This window comes from Streptomyces purpurascens, assembly GCF_045040895.1.
Classification (GTDB): domain Bacteria; phylum Actinomycetota; class Actinomycetes; order Streptomycetales; family Streptomycetaceae; genus Streptomyces; species Streptomyces purpurascens.
Genome location: NZ_CP108341.1, coordinates 7,054,643 through 7,077,596 on the forward strand (window position 1 = coordinate 7,054,643; position 22,954 = coordinate 7,077,596).

The following is a 22,954-nucleotide window of genomic DNA, read 5'->3' on the forward strand; positions in this document are numbered from 1 at the left end:
AGGGGCGTCCGAGGGGCCATCGTCGGGGGGCGCCTTCGCCCCCTTGCCGGTCGGCTTACCCAGGTGAACGCGGTGCCGCGCGCGACTGCTCCCGCCGTTACGCCGGTGTGGATGATCTGTGACGGATGTGACCGGCCCGGGTCACCCCGGATCCACACAGAAGTCCTACCCGAACGGTCTATCGCGCACTCATGACGACAGTCACGGATGAGTGATAGCTTCGTGGGGTAGAGCTCAGTGAGACAGTGCCCGCCCGAGGAGGCCGCACGTCATGAGTCCCTTCACCGGCTCCGCCGCCCGCACCCCCCGCTGGGAGCACCTGCGCGTCGATCTCACCGACGGCGTCGCCACCGTCACCCTGGCCCGCCCCGAGAAGCTGAACGCGCTCACCTTCGGTGCCTACGCCGACCTGCGCGACCTGCTCGCGGAGCTGTCCCGGGAGCGGTCCGTACGGGCCCTGGTGCTGGCCGGCGAGGGACGCGGCTTCTGCTCCGGCGGCGACGTCGACGAGATCATCGGCGCCACCCTCGGTATGGACACCGCCCGGCTCCTGGACTTCAACCGCATGACCGGCCAGGTGGTGCGCGCCATCCGGGAGTGCCCCTTCCCGGTGATCGCGGCGGTGCACGGCGTGGCGGCGGGCGCCGGAGCGGTGCTCGCCCTGGCGGCGGACTTCCGCGTCGCCGACCCCTCGGCCCGCTTCGCCTTCCTCTTCACCCGGGTCGGCCTCTCCGGCGGCGACATGGGCGCGGCCTACCTCCTGCCCAGGGTCGTGGGCCTGGGCCACGCGACCCGCCTCCTGATGCTGGGCGACCCGGTCCGGGCCGCCGAGGCCGAGCGCATCGGCCTGATCAGCGAACTGACGGAGGAGGGCGCCGCCGACGAGACCGCCCGACAACTGGCCCACCGCCTGGCAGACGGCCCGGCCCTGGCCTTCGCCCAGACGAAGGCCCTCCTCACGGCCGAGCTGGACATGCCCTTGGCGGCATCAGTGGAACTGGACGCCTCCACTCAGGCCCTCCTGATGACCGGAGAGGACTACGCGGAATTCCACGCGGCATTCACGGAAAAACGCCCCCCGAAATGGAGCGGACGGTGACCGCGGCACCCTCAGGGGCGCGGGGAACCGCGCGACAAGCCACAACCGGCCCGCACCCGCCCAACGACACAAGCCACCCCCTACGCGTGGCGGTCATCGGCGGAGGCCCGGGAGGCCTCTACGCCGCCGCCCTCCTCAAACGCCTCGACCCCACCCGAGAGATCACCGTCTGGGAACGCAACGCCCCGGATGACACCTTCGGCTTCGGAGTGGTCCTCTCCGACGAAACCCTCGGCGGCATAGAACACGCCGACCCCCGGGTCTACGAGGCCCTCCAGAGAGACTTCGTCCGCTGGGACGACATCGACATCACCCACCGCAACACCCGCCAGACCTCCGGAGGCCACGGTTTCGCCGCCCTGGGCCGCAAACGGCTCCTCGAAATCCTCCACACCCGCTGCCGCGAACTCGGCGTAACCCTCCGCTTCCACACCGACGCCCCGAAAGACCTCCCGCAGACCCACGACCTGGTCATCGCCGCGGACGGCATCCACAGCACCACCCGCGAGACCTACGCGGACGTCTTCCATCCTCAGGTCACCACACACCACTGCCGCTACATCTGGCTCGCCACCGACTTCCCCTTCGACTCCTTCCGCTTCGACATCGCCGAGACCGAGCACGGCGTGATGCAACTGCACGGCTACCCCTATGCCCCCGACGCCTCCACCGTGATCATCGAGATGCGCGAGGGGGTCTGGCAGCGGGCCGGTTTCGACGAACTCGACGAGACCGAGTCGATCGAACGCTGCGGCAAGATCTTCGCGGAAGCACTCCGCGGCCACCCCCTGCGGTCCAACAACTCGGCGTGGACGACCTTCCGCACGGTCGTCAACGACCGCTGGTCGCACGGCAACGTCGTCCTGCTCGGCGACGCCGCCCACACCGCCCACTTCTCCATCGGCTCCGGCACCAAGCTCGCCGTCGAGGACGCCCTGGCCCTGGCCGCCTGCCTGGAGGAGCGGGACGCGCTGGAGGAGGCCCTCGCCGCGTACGAGGCGGAGCGGCGGCCCGTCGTCGCCTCCACACAGCGCGCGGCCCGCGCCAGTCTGGAGTGGTTCGAGAACATCGGCCTGTACCTGGACCAGCCGCCCCGTCAGTTCGCCTTCAACCTGCTCACCCGCAGCCGCCGCGTCACCCACGACAACCTGCGGCTGCGCGACGCGCACTTCACGGAGGCGGTGGAGCGCGAGTTCGGCTGTCCGTCCGGCACGCCCCCGATGTTCACCCCGTTCCGGCTGCGCGGTCTGACCCTGCGCAACCGGGTCGTCGTCTCGCCCATGGACATGTACTCGGCGGACGACGGCGTCCCCGGCGACTTCCACCTCGTCCATCTGGGCGCGCGGGCGCTGGGCGGGGCCGGGCTGGTGATGACCGAGATGGTGTGCGTCAGCGAGGAGGGCAGGATCACGCCCGGCTGCGCCGGCCTCTACACCGGCCGGCAGGCTGAGGCGTGGCGGCGTGTCACCGACTTCGTACATGCCCAGGCTCCCGGCACCGCGATCGGCGTGCAGCTCGGCCACAGCGGCCGCAAGGGCTCCACGAAGCTGATGTGGGAGGGCATGGACGAGCCCCTCCAGGAAGGCAACTGGCCGCTCATGGCCGCTTCGGCCATCCCGTACAAGCCGTACAGCCAGACCCCGCGCGCGCTGTCCCGGGCCCAGCTCACCGACATCCGTGAGCAGTTCACCGCAGCCGCCTGCCGTGCCGCCCGGGCCGGCTTCGATCTGCTCGAACTGCACTGCGCCCACGGCTACCTGCTCTCCGGATTCCTCTCCCCGCTGACCAACCGGCGTACCGACGCCTACGGCGGCTCGCCGGAGAAGCGGCTCCGGTTCCCGCTGGAGGTGTTCGACGCCGTGCGGAACGTGTGGCCGGGGGAGCGGCCCCTGACCGTCCGCATCTCCGCCACCGACTGGGCCGAGGGCGGGACCACGGCCGAGGACGCCGTCGAGATCGCCCGGGCCTTCGCCGCCCACGGCGCCGACGCGATCGACGTGTCGACGGGGCAGGTCGTGGCGGACGAGCGGCCGGAGTACGGGCGGTCGTACCAGACGCCGTTCGCGGACCGTATCCGCCGCGCCACCGGTGTCCCGGTGATCGCGGTCGGCGCGATCTCCTCCTGGGACGACGTCAACTCCCTGATCCTGGCGGGCCGCACGGACCTGTGCGCCCTGGCCCGCCCGCATCTCTACGACCCGCACTGGACCCTGCACGCGGCGGCCGAACAGGGCTACACGGGCCCGGGTGTCGTCTGGCCGGCCCCGTACCGCGCGGGCAGCCGCCGCCCCCAGACGGGCCGCACCGACGCCCCGAAGCCGCGGCTGAGCCTGTGAACGACCTCGTGGGCCGATACGCCTAGTGCCCGGTGGGCGTGAAGTCCGTTTCCTTCGCCGCGGTGATCCGGGCGCCCATGTTGCGCTCCATCATCTCCAGGGCGGCGGACGCCAGATGAGGGTGGATGGAGGCGACGGCGTCCCTGGGCACCGTGACCTCCAGATGGCGGATGTGCGCGTCGAGGGCCGAGTAGAGGACGCACTGCTCGGTGACCTGGCCGGTCAGCACGACGTGTCCGACGCCCAGGCTCCACAGGAGGTAGGACAGGGGCGTCTCGTAGAAGACCGAATGGCGGGCCTTCACCACGAAGAGCGACTCGTCGTCCGGTCGTATCGGCTCGATCAGGTCCGCGTGCGGCCGGGCCAGCGCGGTGTCCACGAGCTCTCCGTGGTGCGAGCGCCACCGTCCGAAGTTGTCGTTCGCGTAGACCACCGGCACGTCCGCCTCGCGGGCCCGGCCGATCAGCTCGGCGATGACGGGCACGACCCGTTCGGCGGACGGCACGAGCAGCTCGGAGTCCTCGTGGTCGTACGTGTTGATCATGTCGACCACGATCAGAGCCGGCCGCGTCGGGCCCGCCCGCCGTTCCATCGCTTCCGCCGTCCGTCCGGTGCTGTCGTCGCGCTGCCGAGTACCCGGTGGCCCGGTGGGCCCAAACGAACGGACGCGGACGCGATCTACAGCCCCACGAATTCCGCCCCCGCGTCCCGCAGCCGCTCGTGCAGCCCCCGGAACACCGCCGACGAGCGCTCCCCGGGCCAGTCCCGGGGGAGCAGCGCGGACGGCAGGCCGGGGTCGGTGTAGGGGAGGTGGCGCCAGGAGTCCAGGGCGAGCAGGTAGTCGCGGTAGGCCTCCTCGGGCGGGGTGTCCTCGCGCTTCTCCCAGCCGTTCAGCACGGGCGCGTGGCGGTCGAGGAACGCCTCGTGCTCCTTGGCGATGGCGGCCAGGTCCCACCAGCGGGTGACGGCCTCGGCGGTCGGCGCGAAGCCGAGGTGGCCGCCGCGGAAGAAGTCGACGTACGCGTCGAGCCGCAGCCGCTGGAGGGTGTGCCGGGACTCCTCGTAGAGCCGCGCGGGCGCGATCCACACGCCCGGAGCGGCCGTGCCGAAACCGAGGCCGGCCAGCCGGGAGCGCAGCACGTGCCGCTTCTGCCGCTCCGACTCCGGCACGGAGAACACGGCGAGCACCCAGCCCTCGTCCTCGGGCGGAGCCGTGGCGTAGACGCGCCGGTCGCCGTCGTCGAGCAACTGCCGGGCGTCCGGTGACAGTTCGTACCCGGCCGCACCGCTCTGGGTGCGGGCGGGCACGAGCAGTCCGCGTCTCTTGAGCCGCGACACCGAGGAGCGTACGGACGGGGCGTCCACACCGACCGCGGCCAGTAGCCGGATCAGTTCGGCTACCGGCACGGGGCCCGGTACGAAGCGGCCGTACGCGCCGTAGAGCGTGACGATGAGAGACCGTGGTGCATGCTGGTCGGACACGTTGATCATCTTAGGTCGTACGGATCAATCCTGGTCGCCTGCGGTGCCGCCGTCCGGGACTCCCGCGCCGCGCAGCCGGAATCGCTGGAGCTTGCCGGTGGCGGTGCGCGGCAGCGCGTCCAGGAAGACGATCTCGCGCGGGCACTTGTACGGTGCCAGCTCGCTCTTCACGAAGTCGCGCAGCGCCCCGGCGTCCCGTTCCGCGCCCTCCTTGAGGACGGCGTAGGCCACCACGACCTGCCCGCGCGCCTCGTCGGGCCGTCCCACGACCGCCGCCTCCAGCACGTCCGGGTGCCGCAGCAGCGCGTCCTCGACCTCGGGTCCGGCGATGTTGTACCCGGCCGAGATGATCATGTCGTCGGCGCGTGCGACGTACCGGAAGTAGCCGTCGGGTTCGCGGACGTAGGTGTCGCCCGTGATGTTCCAGCCGCCGCGCACGTACTCGCGCTGCCGCGGGTCGGCGAGATACCGGCAGCCGACCGGTCCGCGCACGGCGAGCAGCCCCGGCTGCCCGTCGGGCACCGGCCGGCCGTCCGCGTCCTGCACGCGCGCGTGCCAGCCCGGTACGGGAACGCCCGTCGCCCCGGGCCGGATCCGTTCGTCGGCCGCGGAGATGAAGATGTGCAGCAGCTCGGTGGCGCCGATGCCGTTGATGACGCGCACGCCTGTGCGTTCGTGCCAGGCCCGCCAGGTGGCCGCGGGCAGGTTCTCGCCGGCCGAGACGCAGCGGCGCAGGGACGAGACGTCGTGGCCGTCGAGCTCGTCGAGCATCGCGCGATACGCCGTCGGCGCGGTGAACAGGACGGAGACCCGGTGCCGGGCGATGGCGGGCAGCAGCTGCCTGGGGCCGGCCTGCTCCAGCAGCAGGGCGCTCGCCCCGGCCCGCAGCGGGAAGACCACCAGCCCGCCCAGCCCGAAGGTGAAGCCCAGGGGCGGACTGCCGGTGAAGACGTCGTCGGCGCGGGGCCTGAGCACATGCCGGGAGAAGGTGTCGGCGATCGCCAGCACGTCCCGGTGGAAGTGCATACAGCCCTTGGGACGGCCGGTGGTGCCGGAGGTGAAGGCGATCAGCGCCACGTCGTCGGCCGCCGTCCCGACGGCCTCGTACGGGGTGCCGGGCGCCGGGCGGTTGAGCAGGTCGTCCGGGGCGTCACCGCCGTAGGCTGTGATCCGCAGGCCGGGGATCTCGGCCTTGGCGAGGTCGTCGACGGCCCGGATGTCGCACAGCGCGTGCCGGACCCGGGCGATCTCGCACATCGTGCCCAGCTCGTGCGGGCGCTGCTGGGCGAGCACCGTGACCGCCACGGCCCCCGCCTTGAGCACGGCCAGCCAGCAGGCGGCGAGCCACGGCGTGGTGGGGCCGCGCAGCAGCACCCGGTTGCCGGGGACGACGCCGAGGTCACCGGTGAGCAGGTGCGCGATGCGGTCGACCCGGGCACGCAGCTCGCCGTACGTCCAGGACTCCCCGGCCCCGGTGAGGAAGGCCGGCCGGTCGTCGGGAGGGCCGTGGAGCAGTTCGGCGGCGCAGTTGAGCCGTTCGGGGTAGCGCAGCTCCGGCAGGTCGAAACGGAGCTCGGGCCAGTGGTCCCGGGGTGGCAGATGGTCGCGGGCGAAGGTGTCGACGTGCGCCGTGTCCCGTGGATTCATACGGTTCGCCCCCTTGGCGTGGTGGGCTCGCCCCTGGAGCGTATCGTGTTGGTGACGACAGTCAACGGTCCGCGATAGCCTCGGAGTGGCCCAGCCGGGAAGCAGGGTGGCGGAGAAGGGACCGGCAATGACCGCATTCTCGCTCGAACCGGCACAACTCGCCTGGTGCGCCGAGCTGCGCACCCTGGCCGCCGAGCGGCTCAGCCCGCTGGCCGAGAAGGGGGAACCGGGTCATGTGAACCGCGCGCTGGTCGCCGAACTGGGCCGACTGGGCCTGCTCGAACGGCTCTTCACGTCCGGCGCGCTCGATCTGTGCCTGATGCGCGAGTCCCTGGCTTACAGCTGCACGGAGGCGGAGACGGCCCTGGCCCTCCAGGGCCTCGGCGCCCACCCGGTCCACGCCCACGGCACCGGGCCCCAGCGCGCCCGCTGGCTCCCCCGGGTGGCCGACGGCACGGCGGTCGCCGCGTTCGCGCTGAGCGAGCCGGGTGCGGGATCGGACGCGGCGGCGCTGGCCCTGCGAGCGGAGCGGGACGGCCCGGCCCGCTGGCGCCTGACCGGCGAGAAGTGCTGGATCTCCAACGCCCCCGAGGCCGACTTCTACACCGTCTTCGCCCGGACGGCCCCCGATGCCGGGGCCCGGGGCGTCACGGCCTTCCTGGTGCCCGCCGACCGCCCGGGGCTGACCGGCACCGGCCTCGACATGCTCTCCCCGCACCCCATCGGCGCGCTCCACTTCGACGCCGTGCCGGTGACGGCCGAGGACGTGCTCGGCGAGGTGGACCGGGGGTTCCGGGTCGCGATGGGCACACTCAACCTGTTCCGTCCCAGCGTCGGCGCCTTCGCCGTCGGCATGGCCCGGGCCGCCCTCGACGCGACCCTCGCCCACACCGCCGGGCGGGACGCCTTCGGCGGCAAGCTGAAGGACCTCCAGGCCGTCTCCCACCAGGTCGCCGAGATGGCCCTGCGCACGGAGGCGGCCCGCCTGATGGTCTACGCGGCGGCGACGGCCTACGACGAGGACGCCCCGGACGTGCCCCAGCGCGCCGCCATGGCGAAACTGCTCGCCACCGAGACCGCGCAGTACGTCGTCGACACGGCCGTCCAGTTGCACGGAGCCCGGGCGCTGCAACGCGGGCACCTGCTCGAACACCTCTACCGCGAGGTGCGCGCACCGCGCGTGTACGAGGGAGCCAGCGAGGTGCAACGCGGCATCATCGCCAAGGAGTTGTACGCCACGTTGTACGCCCACCAGGAGGCCCGGTGACCACCGAGCGCGTCAACCCGCCCGACCTGTCCCCGCCCACCGGCTTCTCCCACGCCGTCGTGGCCTCCGGGTCGAGGGTGGTGTTCCTGGCCGGCCAGACCGCCCTCGACACCGACGGCAAGGTGGTGGGTCGGACCCTGCCGGAACAGTTCGCGAAGGCGCTGGCGAACCTGCTGGCCGCTCTCACCGCGGCCGGCGGCACGCCGTCCGACCTCGCCCGCGTCACCGTCTACGCCACGGACGTCGCCGCGTACCGCGTCCACGCCCCCGAACTGGGCCGGCTGTGGCGCGAGGCGGCCGGGCGCGACTACCCCGCCATGGCGGTCGTCGAGGTCGTCCGGCTGTGGGACGAAGAGGCGATGGTCGAGCTCGACGGCTTCGCGGTGCTGCCCTAGCGCCGCTCGGGACCGGTCAGGCCGCGACGGCCAGCCGCTGCGCCGTCCCGCGGTGCGGCTCCACCACGCGTCCGTCCGGCAGCAGCTCACCGGTGTCGTCGAAGACGATCGCCCCGTCGCACAGCAGGCTCCAGCCCTGCTCGGGGTGGGCGGCGACGACATGGGCCGCGGCGGAGTCGGTCGCGGGGCACTGGGTCTGGTGGGCACACATGGCGCACCTCCACGTCGGTAGGGCCATCCGGAGGATTCGTATGACTCTTACGTACAGACCATGCTCCCGACTCGAACACATCGGAACGGCCCGCCGGGAAGCGTGACACGCCCCGGACATTCCCAGGACGGTTCCACGACGGTCGGTGCGGACTCACCACCGAAGGAGTGAGGGGCGCGGGCGTGGGCCCGGGCGCCGGGTACGAGTGGAACATAAAACCACTCCTTTCGGGAGGTTCCCCCCATGCGTGTACGTCCCCTGCTCGGCACGACGGCCGGTGCCGCGCTGCTCCTGCTCACCGGTGCCACCGCGGCACCCGCCACCGCGTCCGCCGCGGCCCCGTACGAAACCGTGACGGTCGACGCGGTGGGCCGGATCACCGCCGACGGCACCGTCACCCTCTCCGGCACCTACAGCTGCCGGAGCGCCATCGGCCCGGTCTTCGTCAGCTCCTCCGTGAGCCAGGGCGTCTCCACCACCCGCTACGGCATCGGCGGCACCCGGGCCGTGTGCGACGGCGTGAAGCACCGCTGGGTGAACACGGGGCGGCCCACGCCGGGCGTGCTCGCGCCCGGAGCGGCCCACGTCGAGGCCACCCTGATGGAACTGCGCACCTTCAGCGGCCTGCCGCTGCCCAGCTTCCACGCGGTCCACGGACGGGACATCAGCCTGACCCTGCGCTGAGCGCGAGCCGGTGACCTGGGCCTCCCGCACCGCGGTGGTGCGCGGAGGCCCTCCTTGACTGTTTAATTGCGAGGCCTGTGCAAGAACATGACTACAGCAACAACGGGGTGAGGTCATATGTCGACCCGTCGGATACGAGGAGCCGCCGTCACGGCGGCACTGGCGACGGCGGTCACCGCCTGCTCGGCCCCCGGCAGCGGCGGCCAGGGCGACGCCAAGTCCGGGTCCCTCGTCATCGGGGTGGCTTCCGAGCCGGACACCCTCAGCCCGCTGCTCGGCTACGGCAAGGACGGCAACTCCAAGATCTTCGACGGGCTGCTCGCCCGCGACGCCGGCCTGAAGCTGAAGCCCGCGCTGGCGGCAGCGCTCCCCGAGGTCGCCGACGGCGGCCGCACGTACACCTACACGCTGCGCGACGGGGTGGAGTTCAGCGACGGCGAGCCGCTGACGGCCGACGACGTCGTCTACACGTACCGGACCGTCCTCGACGCCAAGACCAACAACACCTTCAAGAGCGAGCTGGACGCCGTCAAGGAGGTCCGGGCGAGCGGCGACGACAAGGTCGTCTTCACACTGAAGTACCCCTACGCCGCCTTCGCCGCCCGCACCGTGCTGCCCATCGTCCCCGAGCACCTCGCCGGCGAGCAGGACCCGAACACCGGCTCCTTCAACACCGAGCCGGTCGGCACCGGCCCGTACGTCCTCTCGAAGTGGAGCAAGGGCGAGAAGCTCACCTTCAAGGCCAACCCCCGCTACTGGGGCGGCAAACCGAAGGTGCGGACCTTCACCATGGCGGTCATCGCCGACGACGACGTACGCGCCACCCGGCTGCGCTCCGGCGACCTCGACGGCGCGGTCCTCCCGCCCAACCTCGCCGCCACGTTCAAGAACGACGACGGCAGGCGCACCTACGACGCCCGGTCCTACGACTTCCGGGCCGTCACCCTCCCCACCCCGAACAAGGTCACCGGCGACCGCGCCGTCCGGCAGGCCCTCGACGCCGCCGTGGACCGCGAGGCCATGGTCGGCAAGATCCTCGACGGGGCCGGCCGCCCGGCGTACGGGCCGCTGCCCGTCGACGACCCCGCCTTCACCAAGGCCGTCGAGCGCGCCCAGGACCTCGGCAAGGCCAGGAGGATCCTGGACGAGGCCGGCTGGAAGCCCGCCGAGGACGGCATCCGCGCCAAGGACGGACAGCGGGCCTCCTTCACCCTCCTCTACCCCTCCGGCGACAAGGTCCGCCAGGACCACGCCCTCGCCTACGCCTCCGACGCCAAGAAGGCCGGCATCGAGGTGAAGGCGGAGAGCGCCACCTGGGAGGTCATCGAGCCGCGCATGAAGGACACCGCCGTCCTCGCGGGCTTCGGCAGCACCGGCGACCCCGACTTCGGCCTGTACACCCTGCTGCACTCCTCGCTCGCCGGCGACGGCTTCAACAACATGGCCCGCTACGACAACCCGGCCGTGGACCGTGCCCTCGACAACGGCCGCCGCAGCCAGGACCCGGCGGAGCGCGAGGCCGCCTACGACAAGCTCCAGCGCGCCCTGGTGCAGGATCCCGGCTACACCTTCCTCACCCACATCGACCACCTCTACGTCCTGGCCGACCGCTGGGACGGCCTGAGCACCCAGCTCGAACCGCACGAGCACGGCTTCGCCAGCGGCCCCTGGTGGAACATCGAGGACTGGCAGCCGAAGCGGTGAACCGACTCCCCTGGGGAGCGATGGCACGACTGGCGGGACGCCGGGCGCTGTTCGCCGTCCCCGTCCTGCTCGTCGTCACCTTCGGCGTGTTCGCCATCGCCGCCGCCTCCCCGTTCGACCCCGTCAAGGCGTACGCCGGCACCGCCGCTCTCGGCGCCGACCAGCAGACCCTGGACCGGCTGCGCGAGAACCTCGGCGCGGACCAGCCCTTCGCCGCCCGCTGGTGGCAGTGGCTGACCTCCGCGCTCACCGGCGACCTCGGCCACTCCAGCGTGCTGCGGCAGCCGGTCGCCCAGGTGATCGGCGAACGGCTCGTGTGGTCCTCGCTGCTGTGCGCGGTCGCCTTCGCCGCCGCCGTGCTGATGGGCACGCTCCTCGGCGTGCTCGCCGCCCGCCGGCCCGGATCGCTCCTCGACCGGACCGTCACCTCCCTCGCCTACACCCTGGAGGCGGCCCCGGTCTTCTGGATCGCCCTGCTCGCCGTCTGGCTGTTCGCCCTCCAGTGGGACGTCCTCCCGGCGGGCGGCCTCACGGACACCGCCAGCGAACAGGTCACGGCGGGACAGGTCGCGAGCCGCCTCGTCCTGCCGGCCGGGGTCCTCGCGGTCTCCCAGCTGCCCTGGTTCACGCTCTACGTCCGCCAGGGCGTCGGCGACGCCCTGGCGGAGGACCCCGTACGCGGCGCCCGCGCACGCGGCCTGAGCGAACGCACCGTCCTGCTCGGCCACGCCCTGCGCTCCGGAGTGCTGCCGGTGCTCACCCTGATCGGCTCCCGCGTGCCCGAACTCATCACCGGGGCCCTGCTGGTGGAGAGCGTCTTCAGCTGGCCGGGCATCGCCTCCGCCACCGTCGAGGCGGCCACCGCCGTGGACTTCCCGCTGCTCGCCGCCCTGACGACCCTGGCCACCGCCGCCGTCCTCGCCGGGAACCTGCTCGCCGACCTGCTCTACGGACTGTTCGACCCGAGGGTGAAGCTCAGTGACATGTGACGCACCGGCGCCCGCCGGCGCCCCCGCCGAGACCGAGTGGCGCTCGCACGGCCCGAAACGCCGCTCCACCCGCACGCTGCGCGTGCGCACCTCCGCCCTGCTGGTGGGCGCGACCGTCCTCGCCGTGCTGCTCGTACCGCCGCTGGTCCAGCTCGACCAGCAGGCCGTCGACCTGGCCGCCAAGCTCCGACCGCCGTCCTGGGCCCACCCCTTCGGCACCGACGACGTCGGCCGCGACCTGCTGCTGCGCTGCGTCTACGGCCTGCGCGTCTCGCTGCTCGTCGGAGTGGCGGCGGCGCTGACGGCGACGGTGGTCGGCACGGCTGTCGGTGCGACCGCCGGGGCGCTCGGCGGCTGGGCCGATCGCGCCCTGATGCGGGTGGTCGACGCGTTCTCGTCGGTGCCGCATCTGCTGCTCGGCATCTTCATCGTCGCGATGTTCCGCCCGGGTGTCTGGCCGGTGGTCGTCTCCGTCGCGCTCACCCACTGGCTGTCCACCGCGCGGATCGTCCGCGCCGAGGTGCTGTCCCTGCGGTCCAGGCCGTACGTCGACGCCGCCGTCTCCGGCGGGGCGTCCCGGTGGCGGGTGACGGTACGGCATCTGCTGCCCGCCGTCCTTCCCCAAGCCGTCCTCGCCGCCGTGCTGATGGTGCCGCACGCCATGTGGCACGAGTCGGCGCTGTCCTTCCTCGGACTCGGGCTGCCCACGCACACGGCGAGCCTCGGCACCCTGATCCAGACGGCCCGCGGTTCCCTGCTCGCCGGACAGTGGTGGCCGACCCTGTTCCCGGGCCTGTTCCTCATCATCCCCACCCTCGCGATCGCCGGACTCGCCGGAGCCTGGCGGGAGCGGATCCATCCCCGCCGTCGATCGGAGCTGATGCTGTGAGCACCGGAGTCGAAACCGGGCCGGGCGACGTCGCCGCGGTGGCCTCCGGAGACCGGCCCGTGCTGTCCGTGCGCGGTCTCTCCGTGCGGTTCCTCATGCCCGGCGGGCGTCGTGTCGCCGCTGTCACCGATGCCCGGTTCGACGTGGCGGCCGGTGAGTGTCTGGCCCTGATCGGGGAGAGCGGCTGCGGCAAGTCCGTGCTGGCCTCCGCCCTGCTCGGCCTGCTCCCCGGCAACGCGCAGACCGCCGGAGCAGCTCACCTCGGCGACCTGGACCTGCTCGGGGCCGACGAGCGGACCCTCGCCCGTACCGTGCGCGGCCGGCTCGTCGGCCTCGTACCGCAGAGCCCGGCCGCCCACCTCACCCCTGTGCGCACCGTCCGCTCCCAACTGGAGGAGACGGTCGCCGCGTTGACCGCGACCCGGGGACGCGCCGCCCTGCGCGCCGCCGCCGAGGCCGCCGCCGAACGGGCCGCGTTCCCCGCGGACCATCTCGACCGCCACCCCCACCAGCTCTCCGGAGGCCTGGCCCAGCGCGCCGCCACCGCCCTCGCCCTCGTCGGCGACGCGCCCCTGCTGCTTGCCGACGAACCGACCACCGGGCTCGACCGCGACCTGGTGGACCGTACGGTCGACGAACTGCGGCGGCACGTCGACGAGGCGGGGGAGGCCGGCGGCAGCGGACGGGGCCTGCTGATGATCACCCATGACCTGGCCGCCGCCGAGCGCATAGCCGACCGGGTCGCCGTGATGTACGCGGGCCGGATCGTCGAACTGGCCGCCGCCGAGGACTTCTTCGGCTCACCCGGGCCCCGACACCCCTACAGCCGCGGCCTGCTCCAGGCTCTCCCCGGCCGCGCCTTCACGCCCATCCCCGGCATGCCGCCCGAACTCGGCGACCTCCCCGACGGCTGCGCCTTCGCCGCCCGCTGCGACCGGGCCACCGGCACCTGTGCCGCCGCGCCGCCCCCGGGCACGGTCGCCTGCCACCACCCGCATCTGCCGGAGGACGTCCGTGCTTGAACTGCGCTCCATCACCGCCGGATACACCCGGAACGCGCCGGTGGTCCGGGACGTCTCCCTGACCGTGGCACCGGGCGAGTCCGTCGGCCTGCTCGGCCCGAGCGGCTGCGGCAAGTCCACCCTGGCGCGGGTCGCGGCCCTGCTGCACCGGCCCGACTCCGGAACCCTCGTCCTCGACGGCGACCCCGTACGGCACTGGCGCCACCGCGCCCCGCGCGCCCTGCGCACCGTCTTCGGGGTCGTCTTCCAGCAGGCCCGACTCTCCGCCGACCCGCGGCTGCCGCTCACCGATTTGATCGCCGAACCCCTCCGCGCCACCGGCCGGAGCAAGGAAATCCCCGGCCGCGTGGCCGAGTTGGCCCCCGTCGTCGGCCTCACCCCGGACCTGCTGACCCGACGGCCGCACGAGGTCAGCGACGGCCAGCTGCAACGCGCCTGCCTCGCCCGCGCTCTCGTACTGCGCCCGCGCCTGCTGGTGTGCGACGAGATGACCGCCATGCTCGATGCCTCCACCGCCGCCGCCCTGGTCGCGGCCGTCGAGGACTACCGGGCCGCGACCGGCGCCGCCCTGCTGGCCGTCGGCCACGACCGCACGCTGCTCGCGCGCTGGTGCGACCGCACGGTCGACTGGGACGGCCTGTCCTGAGAAGCGCTACCGCGGCGTTCGGTCACGGTTCAGTGATCGTCCCAGTGACCCTCGTGGCCGGCGTGACGGTGACCGTCGTGCACGTAGTCGGTGTGGTCGCCGTGCCGCACGGCCAGATGGCCGCAGTCGTCGCCGTGCTGGTGGTCGTGGTTCTGGTGCACCGTGTGGCCGCCGTTCGCGCACTCGTCGATGTGACCCTCGTGCATCCGGTGGATGTGGCCGTCATGGGCGTAGTCCGTGTGGTCCCCGTGGGCGAAGGCGACGTGCCCGCAGTCGTCGCCGTGGGCGTGCGGGTGGTCCTCGTGCGTGATGTGCTCGGCGGTGGTCATGGGGGTGGCTCCTCAGGTGTGGGCGCTACGGCCCCTGGCCCTTCGGCGGGGCTGCGGTTCGGCGGCAGGACTATATGGCGATTTCTGCGTACATTGTCCGAGCACTCGCCGCCGTCCGCCATCTGACGGAGCGCGAAGGGGCCATGCGGGCCCTAGCGCACCGCGACGACCACGCAACTGTCGCCGTACTGCCAGACCGGCCCCGCTGTGCCGAACCCCGCCTGCCGCAACAGCTCCAGATGGGCCGAGAGGGGTAGCTCCGCGGGGCGGCCGGTGTCGAGAGGCTCCTCCCGGCGGCGGCGCTCCGCGAGGAGGTCGGCCAGCTCGGGGTCATCGGCGAGGGCGGCCCACCAGGAGCCCCAGTCCTCGTGGGTGAAGGCCCGCTGCCGGTCGGCTCGGCATCGCCCGACATGGGCGACGACCCCGGCCGGGCCGGTGGCGTCCTGGGGGAGATGGTCGCCGTTGACGAGGACGCCCCCGGGTCGCAGCAGCGAGGCGAGCTGCCGGTAGGTGCGCAGCAGGGTGTCGCGGTCGAGGTAGTGCAGGGCCGTCGTGGAGACGGCCGCATCCAGGGGCCGGTCCAGGCCCAGCGTTCCGGTCCAGCCGGGCCCGCCGATCTCGGCGTCGACGTAGCGGGCCGCGTCCGGGTGGTGGGTCCGGCCCAGTTCCAGCAGGACGGGGTCCCGGTCCACGGCCACGATCTCCGCGTCCGGCAGCCGCCGGACCAGCCGGGCCGCCAGGGAGCCGGGCCCGCAGCCCAGGTCGACGACGAGCGGTCGGCCCGCGCGCCCCGCCGTGACGTGCTCGACGACATCGGCGATCACCGTGAACCGCTCCTCGCGGTCGACGGCGTACCGCTGCTGCTGGAGCTCCCAGCGCTCCACCCATTGCTCCGCCGTCGCCAGACTCAGCCCCATCCGGACGCGCCACCTTGCCGTCTCGCACCTGACTCCTGCCGGCCCGAGCCTACAGGTGGAAACGGTTCCCATTACGCATAGTTGGCGGGGTCACTGGAGTGACGCAAGGACGGACAGCAGCCGGTCGATCTCCTCAACGGTGTTGTACACATGCAGACTCACCCGCACCGAACCGGTCTTCTCGCCCCCGTCGCCCTGGCAGTGGTGGTCGGAGCGGACCATGAATCCGTGGCTGAAGAGGATGAAGCCCAGGTCGCCCGAGTCGATGGCGCGGTGCCGCAGGGTCACGATGCTCTGACGCCGCTGCACGGGCGAGTCGGCCGCCAGGCTGAGCGGGCAGCCGAGGATCTCGTAGGCGTCCAGACGGCGCAGCCCGTCGGTGAGCCGGGCCGCCAGGGCGACGGTCCACCGCTCGATGCGTTCCACTCCGGCGGCGTCCAGCCAGTCCAGGGCCGCTTCGAGCGAGGCGATGCCCACGGTGTTCGGTGTGCCGCTCCACCCGCCGGGCGTGAACTCCGGGCCGCGCGCCTGCCGGGCCCACACCGCGCCCGACCCCGGCAGGGCCAGCGCCTTGTGCCCGGAGAAGACCACGAAGTCGACATCCGACTCGGCCACGGACACCGGCAGATGCCCGACGCTCTGGGCCGCGTCCAGACAGATGACCGCGTCCGGGCCGACCGCCTCGCGGACGCGGTGCACATTCATGTCGCCGCCGTACACGTGGTGCACATGGGTCGTGGCGACGAACCGGGTGCGCGGCCCGGCCCGTTCGGCCAGCGCGGTGTGGTCGTAGTCCCCGGAACCGCTCTGGTACGGCATCGGCAGCACCCGGACGCGCACGCCCTCCCGGGCGAGCAGCCGCTGCGCCTCCAGCCAGGGCGTGATGTTGGCCTGGTGGTCGGCGTCGGGTACGACGATCTCGTCGCCGTCGCGCAGGAACCCCGGCAGCCAGTCGCGGGCGATCGTCCGCAGCCCCTCGGTCGTGCCGCTCGTGAAGTGGACGGCCGACCGCTCCGGCCGGCCGTCCCCGAGGAACCGGGCGACGCGCTCGCGGGTCCGCTCGACCAGCTCCGTGGTCCGGTTGGCCCAGGTGTAGGTGCCGCGCGCGGAGTTGGCGTTGCTGGTGGTGAGGTACGTCTGCACGGCGTCCAGGACGGCCTGCGGCTTCTGAGCCGTGGCCGCGCTGTCCAGGTACGCCAGCTCCGGATGTCCGGTGACGATGGGGAACTGGGCGCGCAGCGCCCGCTGCCACGCGTGCGGATCCTCGCGGGGGATCGGTGCGGTCATGGCCGTCAGTCCCGCACCAGGGGCGCGCCCGCGTCCCGCCAGGCGATGATGCCGCCGGTCAGGCTGCGCACGTCGGCATGCCCCATCCGGGTCAGCAGCGCCGCGTACCGCGCGGACTGCTCGCCCACCGGACACGCCAGCAGCACCGGACGGTTCCGGCTGAACGGCAGGCCGCCCCGCAGGAGCTCGGCGAACAGCTCGTCGACGATGTTGACGGACCCGTCGATGTGCAGCGCCGCGTACGCGAACGGACTGCGCAGGTCGACCACGAGCGGCCGGTCGGTGTCGATCCACCGCCGGGCGTCGGCCACGCTGACCGACGGCGCCCCGCGCACCTCGGCCTCGGTCAGGTCGGCCGGGGAGTTCTTCCGGGCGGGACGGCCCAGCAGGTCGGGCCGCCGCTGACGGACGTAGCTCAGATAGCTCTCGACCCGGTCGCAGACGATGAACACGGCCGTCCGGCGCTCGCTCGACTCCTCGTCGAGGGCGCGCAGATGGCGGACCGCGCCGAAGTAGGCCGCCCCTCCGGTGGGGCCGCCCAGGATGCCGCAGCGGCGGTTCAGGGTCAGCATCCCCTCGATGGCCTCGTCGGCGCTCACCGACTCCATCGTGTCGTAGGTCTCCGGGTCGAACAGGCCGACCTCCTGCACCTCGTCGATCGTGCGGATGCCGGGGATGAAGTCGGACTTGGCCGCGACCAGCCCGACCACCCGCACCGAGGGATCCTCCTCCCGCAGCGCGCGGGCCACGCCCGTGGAGGAACCGGCCGTGCCCACACAGGCGACGAACCAGTCCGGCACCCGGCCGTCCAGGTCCTTGACGATCTCCGGGCCGGTCCCGGTCAGATGAGCCTCGGTATTGCGCGGGTTGAAGTACTGGTCGGTGTGCAGATAGGCGCTGCCGGAGGCGGACAGCGTCCGGTGGAAGAGGGTCAGCGGATCGTCCGTCGCGGTCGGGTCGAGACACTCGCTCTGCCCCGGCAGCTCCTCGATCTCCGCGCCGAGCAGCAGCAGGAGGTCCTTGATCTCCGGTACGCGCATCCGGTTGGTGACGCTCTTGAAGCCCAGTCCGTGCATGCCCGCGACGACCGCCAGCGCCTTCGCCGTGTTGCCGCTGGACAACTCCACGACCTGGCTGCCGTGTTCGACGGCCTCGGAGAGCAGCGGGCGGGCCATGCTCCAGGCCGCCCGGTCCTTGACCGAGCCCCAGGGGTTGAGCATCTCCAGCTTGGCGAACAGGTCGATGTTCCGCAGTCCGTGCACGGCCGGGTCCAGCCGCACCAGCGGGGTGTTGCCTATCGCCTCCGTGATGCTGTCGTACCTCACTGGGCTCCCCCCGAGGGCGTGATCGGCCAGAACTGGTCGTCGAGGCACCAGCGCCACATGTCGCCGTCCTGCCAGGCGGCGACCTTGTGGGCGGCGGGCTGGTGCTGGGCGCGGGTGGCGTGGAAGTCCATGGCGTACCCGGCGGTGTTGGCGAACGCCAGCAGGTCGCCGGGGACCGGACGGCGGGGCAGGAACACCGTGCGCCTGGTGATCAGGTCGGTCTCCAGGCAGAGGCTGCCGAAGAGGTGGACGGCGACGGGCCCCTCGCCCGGCCCCGCCCCGCTTCCGGGGATGACGACCGGGTCCATCAGCACTCCGTGGTCCTCCAGGGCGATGTCGTCCGCCTTCGCGGCCAGCCGTACGAGCAGTTCCCCGCCGGCGCCCTGGTCACGGACCTCCAGCACCTTCGCCAGCGTCAGCCCGCACTGGTCCAGCAGGGCCCGGCCGGGCTCGGTGTGCAGGTCGTACAGGTGCTCCAGCAGCAGTCCGGCCAGCGGACGGCCGCCCAGGGAGGCGGCGGGCTGGGCCAGCAGTTCGTCCAGGTAGGCCGGGCCCGCGACGGAACGGTGGGCCGGGTAGAGGCCGAGCGTGCCGCGCAGGGTGCCGGACTCGTTCCGCAGCCCGTAGCCGTGCCCGCCCCAGGTCAGGGGCGGGCGGCGGCCCAGGACGGCGGATGTGAGCGCCGTCGTGTACGCCTCCCACTGCTCCCGCTCGGCGAGGTAGCTGACCCCGAACCCGCCGCCGACGTCCACGGCCCGGGGCCTGAGCCCACGGCCCCGGCACGTCTCCAGGGCCGCCAGACACCCTTCGAGCGCGGTCGCCTTCTCCGCGACGCTGGTCGTGTCCAGATGGAAGGCCGCCCCGGTGAGGTCGACCGCGTCGCCGTGCCGCTCGACCGCCTCCAGCAGCACCTCCAACTCCCGTACGGGCGTGCCGAACCGGCTGCGTCGGCTGAGTACTCTCACCCCCGACGTCTCGAACCCCGACAGCCGCAGCAGCACCGGCACCGGGGCCGGCGAGTGCTTGCGCACCAGCGTGGCGAGCTGGTCAAGCTCGGCCACGCCGTCGACGCTGACCGTGACCCCCGCACGGGCCGCCAGCCACAGGAACTCGGGGTTCTTCGGCCCGGTGGCGGTGATCCGGCCGGCGGAGAAACCGGCACCGAGCGCGTGCTGTAACTCGCCCAGCGACGCGACGTCCACGCCCGCGTCCGTGGCGGCGAGGCGGCGCAGCAGCGCGCTGGACCGGTTGGCCTTGTGGGCGTAGAACACCTGGCCCGACAGATGACGCGCGCGGTACACGGACCGGAAGCGCTCCAGATTCTCGGCGATCTGGTCCGGCACCACCACGTGCAGCGGTGAACCGAGCGCGTCGGTGAGCGAGTGCAACGTCCCGGTCGCCGCCACGAGCGACCTCAGCCGTGGTTCCAGCCGCGGTTCGAGAAACAAGGGCCGGCCGTCCATGCGCGCTCCCTCCCCTGAAGCCGCTGCGCCCGGCATCCGGGCACGTCGGACACTCCCCGCGTTTCGCCGTATAGCCCATATCCATTCTTCGGTCGCTTTACGCCCTGAAAGGCCCGGTCCTGTCCGGTCGCCGGTGTGAAGCGGATCACGGACTGCTTCAGTCTGTCCTGAAGCCGTCCCTGACATGGTCGAAGACGGGGCGGTGGGTGTCCCACTCCGCCTCGGGCGCCGAGAGGTAGATGTCGTACTCGCGTCCGCCCTCACGGCCGTAGCCGAGGTCGATGGCGCGGAACGGGCGGGCGCGGCCCTGGAAGGTGAACTCCCATATCGCGGCGGGCTGCTCGCGGAAGGTCGTTCGCTGCATGCGCAGTCGGCGGTACGTGGCGTAGTTGAGCTTCGTGTTCGCCTCGATGTCGGCGAAGTGGTCGGCCGGGTTCGGTCCTGCCGGAGTGACGGTGCCGATGGTGATGCCGGCGAGGCCGGTGGGGTCGGCGTAGGTGACCTGTTCCGCGGTGCGGGTGCGGGCCTTCCAGTCGTTCGGGATGGGGAAGGCGATGCCGAGCTTCTTCTCCTGGACCAGGTGGTAGCCCTTGGGGACGGGGCTGGGTGTGGCGGTAGGTCGGCTTGCGGTTGTGCGTGGTTTATCCGACTGGGGTGGGATTGTGGCGTAAAGGGTGGCGCCCACGGCGAGGGTGGCGGACAGGGCCGCGGCGGTGGTGGTGATGCGACGGCGGGTGCGGGTTGAGTGGGGCTGGTCGCGCAGTTCCCCGCGCCCCTGAAGGGTGTCCAGTGCTGCCCGTAGGGAGTGTTCGGCCTCCTCCGCGGATGGGCGTTCCTCCGGGTCCCTGGCCAGGAGGGACTCGATGAGGGGGCCCAAGGGGCCGGCCTGGGTCGGTGGGGTCGCGGGGTCTGTGGCGATCGCGTACGCCGTCTCCATGGCCGTCGCGCGGCGGAACGGGGGGCGTCCCTCCACCGCCTGGTACAGCGTCGCGCCCAGGGCCCACAGGTCCGAGGCCGGGCCGGGGGTGAGGCCCCTGACCCGTTCCGGAGCCATGTAGCCGATCGATCCGACCATCTCGCCGGTCCTGGTCAGGGTGGACGAACCGGCCGTGGTCGCGATGCCGAAGTCGGTGAGCACGACCCGGTCGCCGGCACCCAGCAGCACGTTCCCGGGCTTGACGTCACGGTGCAGGACCCCGGCCTCGTGCGCGGCGCGCAGGGCGGACACCATGGCCAGGCCGATCCGGGCCGCCTCGTGGGGCGGGATCGTGCGGCCTTCCCGGAGGAGGTCGGCGAGCGTGTGGCCGGGGACGTACTCCATGACGACGCAGGGCCGGCCCTCGTCCTCCACGACATCGTGGACGACGATCACGTTGGGGTGGACGATCCGCGCGGCGCTGCGCGCCTCACGGCGCATGCGCTCATCGCGCGTGCCGAGCTCGTAGGCCGACAGGTGCGGCTGCTCGTGCAGTCGCTTCAGGGCGACCCGCCGCCCCAGCACCTCGTCGTCGGCACGCCACACCGTGCCCATGCCGCCCCGGCCGACCCGCTCGGCGAGCCGATAGCGCCCGGCGACGAGTCGCCCCTGCTCCGGCACCGTGTGCCCTCCGCCACATTGTCCGTGTTGGGCACCTTGATGCGCCCTGGGCACCATAACTGCCGACCCTGGGTCTACCTGGGCGGGAAGTGAGGGGGATCACGCCCCCCCCGGTGATCGGCAACGCCCCCCGCACCTGGCATCGATTCCCTGTAGCGCGCCGGTGACATTCGGGACGGACCCGTAGCAGGCGGACAGGGCAACGTATGCGGGGGGTGGCGGGTCGTAGGGGGTGCAAGGGCTGAGGCCCGCGCATTCGACAGGCAGACCATGGGGGAAACATGGGGGAGACCATGCAGATTCGCGCCCGAGGCATCCGTACCACCGTGGCCGCGCTGGCGGCCGTGGCCGGTGTCGCCGCAGTCGCCGTACCGGCCGCTGCCGCCACCGCACCGGCCTCGGACACACCCCGGTTCCTGGAGCCGGCCGAACTGCCGCCGCACCCGACCTCGCCCTGGTACGCCGGTCCCGTCACGGCCGGTCAGCCGGACCCGCTGCCGGTGTGCGTCGGCGAGGCCCTGCCGTCCATCGCCACCCACCGCTCGTACGGGACCGAGTTCGACACCAACGCCCAGCAGATCACGGTCGTGGAGCGCACGGAACAGCGAGCGAAGGACTTCGCGGCGCTCCTGCGCAAGGACATCGCCGGGTGCGCGGAGAAGCTGATGGAGCAGGATCCCGACCTGACGGCGACGCAGAAGTCCTACGGCCGCCTGAACGTCGAGGAGGGCGCCCACGTCTACGGCCTCCACACCGCCTCGGCGTGGGGTTCCTCCGACATCGGCCTGTTCTCGGTCGGCCGCGACGGCCGGACCGTGACGGTCGTCCTGTGGGGCCAGATGGGCAACTTCCAGCACGCCCAGGTGGCCGACTTCAAGAAGACCACCGTCACGGCGGTCAACAAGCTGTACTGACCGTTCCGGGGCGGACCCGGAGTGAGCACGCGAACAGACAGGGCGGGCCGGTCACCGGCTCGCCCTTGTCGCGTCTGATAACCCATCGAAAACCGATGCCATTCGGGCAGTCGTTGTTATGGCTAGATCATGAAATGGATGATCCTAAAACGGCCTCGGTCAAGTGGCTTCGCGCCAGGTCGAGTTGACGCTACTCTTGCCGGGCTGAGCGACGGTGTCCACTGCGGTGCCATAACCGTCGCCAGTTTTGTTTCTCCGGCCCCTTCCGCCTCAACGCGGACAGCAGGTGCCGGAGTCGACCGCGCACGGAAGGTGAATTCGAGTTGACCTTGTTCTATGGAGCAGCGCATGCCCTCATCGAGCGTGACGGGCGCTTTCTGGTGACCCGCAGGTCCGCCGTCGACGACTACATGCCACTGAAGTGGGATCTACCCGGAGGAACGGTCGACCCCGGAGAAACCCTGGAGGACGCGCTCGTCCGCGAGGTGTTCGAGGAAACAAAGATCAAGGTCGATATCGAGCGTCTGCTGTACGCCTACACAAATCTGGCCACTCTGCCGGAGCGGCAGACATTCCAGACGGTGTTCCTCTGCCGCTACGTGGGCGGCGACGTCCAACTTGATCCCGATGATCACGACCAGTTCGTCTGGGCGACCAAGGACGATATCGATGGCCTGGATGCCATGGGCTTCCTGGCGGGCTTCCGTGGGACACCGATGTACCGCACAGTGAAATAGCGAATCGGGGGGTG

At 72.1% G+C, this 22,954-nt stretch carries 22 protein-coding genes; 12 read left to right on the forward strand and 10 right to left on the reverse strand.

Annotated elements, in window-relative coordinates:
* The first annotated feature begins 271 nt into the window (after positions 1–271).
* Positions 272–1,099, forward strand: a complete 828-nt coding sequence (locus OHU35_RS32205; protein ID WP_189721710.1) for an enoyl-CoA hydratase family protein — start codon at positions 272–274, stop codon at positions 1,097–1,099.
* Positions 1,084–3,435 carry a bifunctional salicylyl-CoA 5-hydroxylase/oxidoreductase gene (locus OHU35_RS32210; RefSeq protein ID WP_405507764.1) on the forward strand — a complete coding sequence of 784 codons (2,352 nt, stop codon included), beginning with the start codon at positions 1,084–1,086 and terminating at the stop codon, positions 3,433–3,435. The genes OHU35_RS32205 and OHU35_RS32210 overlap by 16 nt, the downstream gene beginning before the upstream one ends.
* 22 nt (positions 3,436–3,457) lie before the next feature.
* On the opposite strand, the gene OHU35_RS32215 is transcribed toward OHU35_RS32210, so the two are convergent.
* The 3 genes from OHU35_RS32215 to OHU35_RS32225 form a co-directional block, all read right to left on the reverse strand.
* Complete coding sequence (locus OHU35_RS32215) at positions 3,458–4,027, reverse strand: cysteine hydrolase family protein (protein WP_189721708.1); 570 nt, start codon at positions 4,025–4,027, stop codon at positions 3,458–3,460.
* 86 nt (positions 4,028–4,113) lie between these two features.
* Positions 4,114–4,926 carry a PaaX family transcriptional regulator C-terminal domain-containing protein gene (locus tag OHU35_RS32220; protein WP_189721707.1) on the reverse strand — a complete coding sequence of 271 codons (813 nt, stop codon included), beginning with the start codon at positions 4,924–4,926 and terminating at the stop codon, positions 4,114–4,116.
* 15 nt (positions 4,927–4,941) lie between these two features.
* Positions 4,942–6,564, reverse strand: coding sequence for an AMP-binding protein (locus OHU35_RS32225; RefSeq protein WP_405507766.1), 1,623 nt, complete (start codon positions 6,562–6,564; stop codon positions 4,942–4,944).
* 127 nt (positions 6,565–6,691) lie between these two features.
* Between OHU35_RS32225 and OHU35_RS32230 the strand changes: the two genes are divergently transcribed.
* Together OHU35_RS32230 and OHU35_RS32235 are read left to right on the forward strand one after the other, a co-directional pair.
* On the forward strand, positions 6,692–7,831 hold the full coding sequence (locus OHU35_RS32230) for an acyl-CoA dehydrogenase family protein (protein ID WP_405507768.1): 1,140 nt from the start codon (positions 6,692–6,694) through the stop codon (positions 7,829–7,831).
* The gene (locus OHU35_RS32235; protein WP_189721704.1) at positions 7,828–8,226 is read left to right on the forward strand and encodes a RidA family protein; all 399 of its coding nucleotides are present in this window, start codon (positions 7,828–7,830) and stop codon (positions 8,224–8,226) included. Before OHU35_RS32230 ends, OHU35_RS32235 begins: the two co-directional genes overlap by 4 nt.
* A gap of 16 nt (positions 8,227–8,242) precedes the next feature.
* Here the strand turns inward: OHU35_RS32235 and OHU35_RS32240 are convergent, their stop codons facing one another.
* A complete protein-coding gene (locus tag OHU35_RS32240; protein ID WP_189721703.1) occupies positions 8,243–8,437 on the reverse strand; it encodes a DUF5999 family protein in 195 nt (64 codons plus the stop codon).
* Between the two features lie 243 nt (positions 8,438–8,680).
* Here OHU35_RS32240 and OHU35_RS32245 point away from each other — a divergent pair, with 243 nt between their 5' ends.
* The 6 genes from OHU35_RS32245 to OHU35_RS32270 all read left to right on the forward strand — a co-directional run bounded on the left by OHU35_RS32245 (position 8,681) and on the right by OHU35_RS32270 (position 14,371).
* Complete coding sequence (locus OHU35_RS32245) at positions 8,681–9,121, forward strand: DUF6299 family protein (protein ID WP_189721702.1); 441 nt, start codon at positions 8,681–8,683, stop codon at positions 9,119–9,121.
* Between the two features lie 117 nt (positions 9,122–9,238).
* Complete coding sequence (locus tag OHU35_RS32250) at positions 9,239–10,825, forward strand: ABC transporter substrate-binding protein (RefSeq protein WP_405507771.1); 1,587 nt, start codon at positions 9,239–9,241, stop codon at positions 10,823–10,825.
* Positions 10,826–10,845: 20 nt separating this feature from the next.
* On the forward strand, positions 10,846–11,814 hold the full coding sequence (locus OHU35_RS32255; protein ID WP_405507773.1) for an ABC transporter permease: 969 nt from the start codon (positions 10,846–10,848) through the stop codon (positions 11,812–11,814).
* The gene (locus OHU35_RS32260) at positions 11,804–12,703 is read left to right on the forward strand and encodes an ABC transporter permease (protein WP_405507775.1); all 900 of its coding nucleotides are present in this window, start codon (positions 11,804–11,806) and stop codon (positions 12,701–12,703) included. The genes OHU35_RS32255 and OHU35_RS32260 overlap by 11 nt, the downstream gene beginning before the upstream one ends.
* A 95-nt stretch (positions 12,704–12,798) precedes the next feature.
* Positions 12,799–13,725 (forward strand): ABC transporter ATP-binding protein, encoded by a 927-nt coding sequence (locus OHU35_RS32265; RefSeq protein ID WP_405509372.1) that lies wholly within the window; start codon positions 12,799–12,801, stop codon positions 13,723–13,725.
* Positions 13,718–14,371, forward strand: a complete 654-nt coding sequence (locus tag OHU35_RS32270) for an ATP-binding cassette domain-containing protein (protein ID WP_359888698.1) — start codon at positions 13,718–13,720, stop codon at positions 14,369–14,371. Before OHU35_RS32265 ends, OHU35_RS32270 begins: the two co-directional genes overlap by 8 nt.
* A 29-nt stretch (positions 14,372–14,400) precedes the next feature.
* Here OHU35_RS32270 and OHU35_RS32275 read toward each other — a convergent pair whose 3' ends face one another.
* The 6 genes from OHU35_RS32275 to OHU35_RS32300 form a co-directional block, all read right to left on the reverse strand.
* Positions 14,401–14,700, reverse strand: a complete 300-nt coding sequence (locus OHU35_RS32275; protein WP_189721697.1) for a hypothetical protein — start codon at positions 14,698–14,700, stop codon at positions 14,401–14,403.
* A 152-nt stretch (positions 14,701–14,852) separates the two neighbouring features.
* Positions 14,853–15,617, reverse strand: coding sequence for a class I SAM-dependent methyltransferase (locus OHU35_RS32280; protein ID WP_359888694.1), 765 nt, complete (start codon positions 15,615–15,617; stop codon positions 14,853–14,855).
* Between the two features lie 90 nt (positions 15,618–15,707).
* Positions 15,708–16,904, reverse strand: a complete 1,197-nt coding sequence (locus OHU35_RS32285; protein ID WP_189721695.1) for an aminotransferase class V-fold PLP-dependent enzyme — start codon at positions 16,902–16,904, stop codon at positions 15,708–15,710.
* Positions 16,905–16,909: 5 nt separating this feature from the next.
* On the reverse strand, positions 16,910–18,229 hold the full coding sequence (locus OHU35_RS32290) for a pyridoxal-phosphate dependent enzyme (protein ID WP_359888690.1): 1,320 nt from the start codon (positions 18,227–18,229) through the stop codon (positions 16,910–16,912).
* Positions 18,226–19,692 carry an alanine racemase gene (locus tag OHU35_RS32295; RefSeq protein WP_405507778.1) on the reverse strand — a complete coding sequence of 489 codons (1,467 nt, stop codon included), beginning with the start codon at positions 19,690–19,692 and terminating at the stop codon, positions 18,226–18,228. Before OHU35_RS32295 ends, OHU35_RS32290 begins: the two co-directional genes overlap by 4 nt.
* A 157-nt stretch (positions 19,693–19,849) precedes the next feature.
* Complete coding sequence (locus OHU35_RS32300; RefSeq protein ID WP_405507780.1) at positions 19,850–21,346, reverse strand: serine/threonine-protein kinase; 1,497 nt, start codon at positions 21,344–21,346, stop codon at positions 19,850–19,852.
* Between the two features lie 224 nt (positions 21,347–21,570).
* Between OHU35_RS32300 and OHU35_RS32305 the strand changes: the two genes are divergently transcribed.
* Both OHU35_RS32305 and OHU35_RS32310 read left to right on the forward strand, forming a co-directional pair.
* Positions 21,571–22,203 carry a hypothetical protein gene (locus OHU35_RS32305; protein ID WP_405507782.1) on the forward strand — a complete coding sequence of 211 codons (633 nt, stop codon included), beginning with the start codon at positions 21,571–21,573 and terminating at the stop codon, positions 22,201–22,203.
* 323 nt (positions 22,204–22,526) lie between these two features.
* Complete coding sequence (locus OHU35_RS32310; protein WP_359888680.1) at positions 22,527–22,940, forward strand: NUDIX hydrolase; 414 nt, start codon at positions 22,527–22,529, stop codon at positions 22,938–22,940.
* Positions 22,941–22,954: the final 14 nt, after the last annotated feature.

Coding starts and splice junctions, on each gene's coding strand:
- OHU35_RS32220 (WP_189721707.1), bottom strand. CDS start 4,926: ATGATCAACGTGTCCGACCAGCATGCACCACGGTCTCTCATCGTCACG.
- OHU35_RS32300 (WP_405507780.1), bottom strand. CDS start 21,346: ATGGTGCCCAGGGCGCATCAAGGTGCCCAACACGGACAATGTGGCGGA.
- OHU35_RS32280 (WP_359888694.1), bottom strand. CDS start 15,617: ATGGGGCTGAGTCTGGCGACGGCGGAGCAATGGGTGGAGCGCTGGGAG.
- OHU35_RS32245 (WP_189721702.1), top strand. CDS start 8,681: ATGCGTGTACGTCCCCTGCTCGGCACGACGGCCGGTGCCGCGCTGCTC.
- OHU35_RS32205 (WP_189721710.1), top strand. CDS start 272: ATGAGTCCCTTCACCGGCTCCGCCGCCCGCACCCCCCGCTGGGAGCAC.
- OHU35_RS32255 (WP_405507773.1), top strand. CDS start 10,846: ATGGCACGACTGGCGGGACGCCGGGCGCTGTTCGCCGTCCCCGTCCTG.
- OHU35_RS32305 (WP_405507782.1), top strand. CDS start 21,571: ATGGGGGAGACCATGCAGATTCGCGCCCGAGGCATCCGTACCACCGTG.
- OHU35_RS32240 (WP_189721703.1), bottom strand. CDS start 8,437: ATGTGTGCCCACCAGACCCAGTGCCCCGCGACCGACTCCGCCGCGGCC.
- OHU35_RS32230 (WP_405507768.1), top strand. CDS start 6,692: ATGACCGCATTCTCGCTCGAACCGGCACAACTCGCCTGGTGCGCCGAG.
- OHU35_RS32215 (WP_189721708.1), bottom strand. CDS start 4,027: ATGGAACGGCGGGCGGGCCCGACGCGGCCGGCTCTGATCGTGGTCGAC.
- OHU35_RS32265 (WP_405509372.1), top strand. CDS start 12,799: ATGCCCGGCGGGCGTCGTGTCGCCGCTGTCACCGATGCCCGGTTCGAC.
- OHU35_RS32250 (WP_405507771.1), top strand. CDS start 9,239: ATGTCGACCCGTCGGATACGAGGAGCCGCCGTCACGGCGGCACTGGCG.
- OHU35_RS32210 (WP_405507764.1), top strand. CDS start 1,084: ATGGAGCGGACGGTGACCGCGGCACCCTCAGGGGCGCGGGGAACCGCG.
- OHU35_RS32285 (WP_189721695.1), bottom strand. CDS start 16,904: ATGACCGCACCGATCCCCCGCGAGGATCCGCACGCGTGGCAGCGGGCG.
- OHU35_RS32225 (WP_405507766.1), bottom strand. CDS start 6,564: ATGAATCCACGGGACACGGCGCACGTCGACACCTTCGCCCGCGACCAT.
- OHU35_RS32295 (WP_405507778.1), bottom strand. CDS start 19,692: ATGGACGGCCGGCCCTTGTTTCTCGAACCGCGGCTGGAACCACGGCTG.
- OHU35_RS32275 (WP_189721697.1), bottom strand. CDS start 14,700: ATGACCACCGCCGAGCACATCACGCACGAGGACCACCCGCACGCCCAC.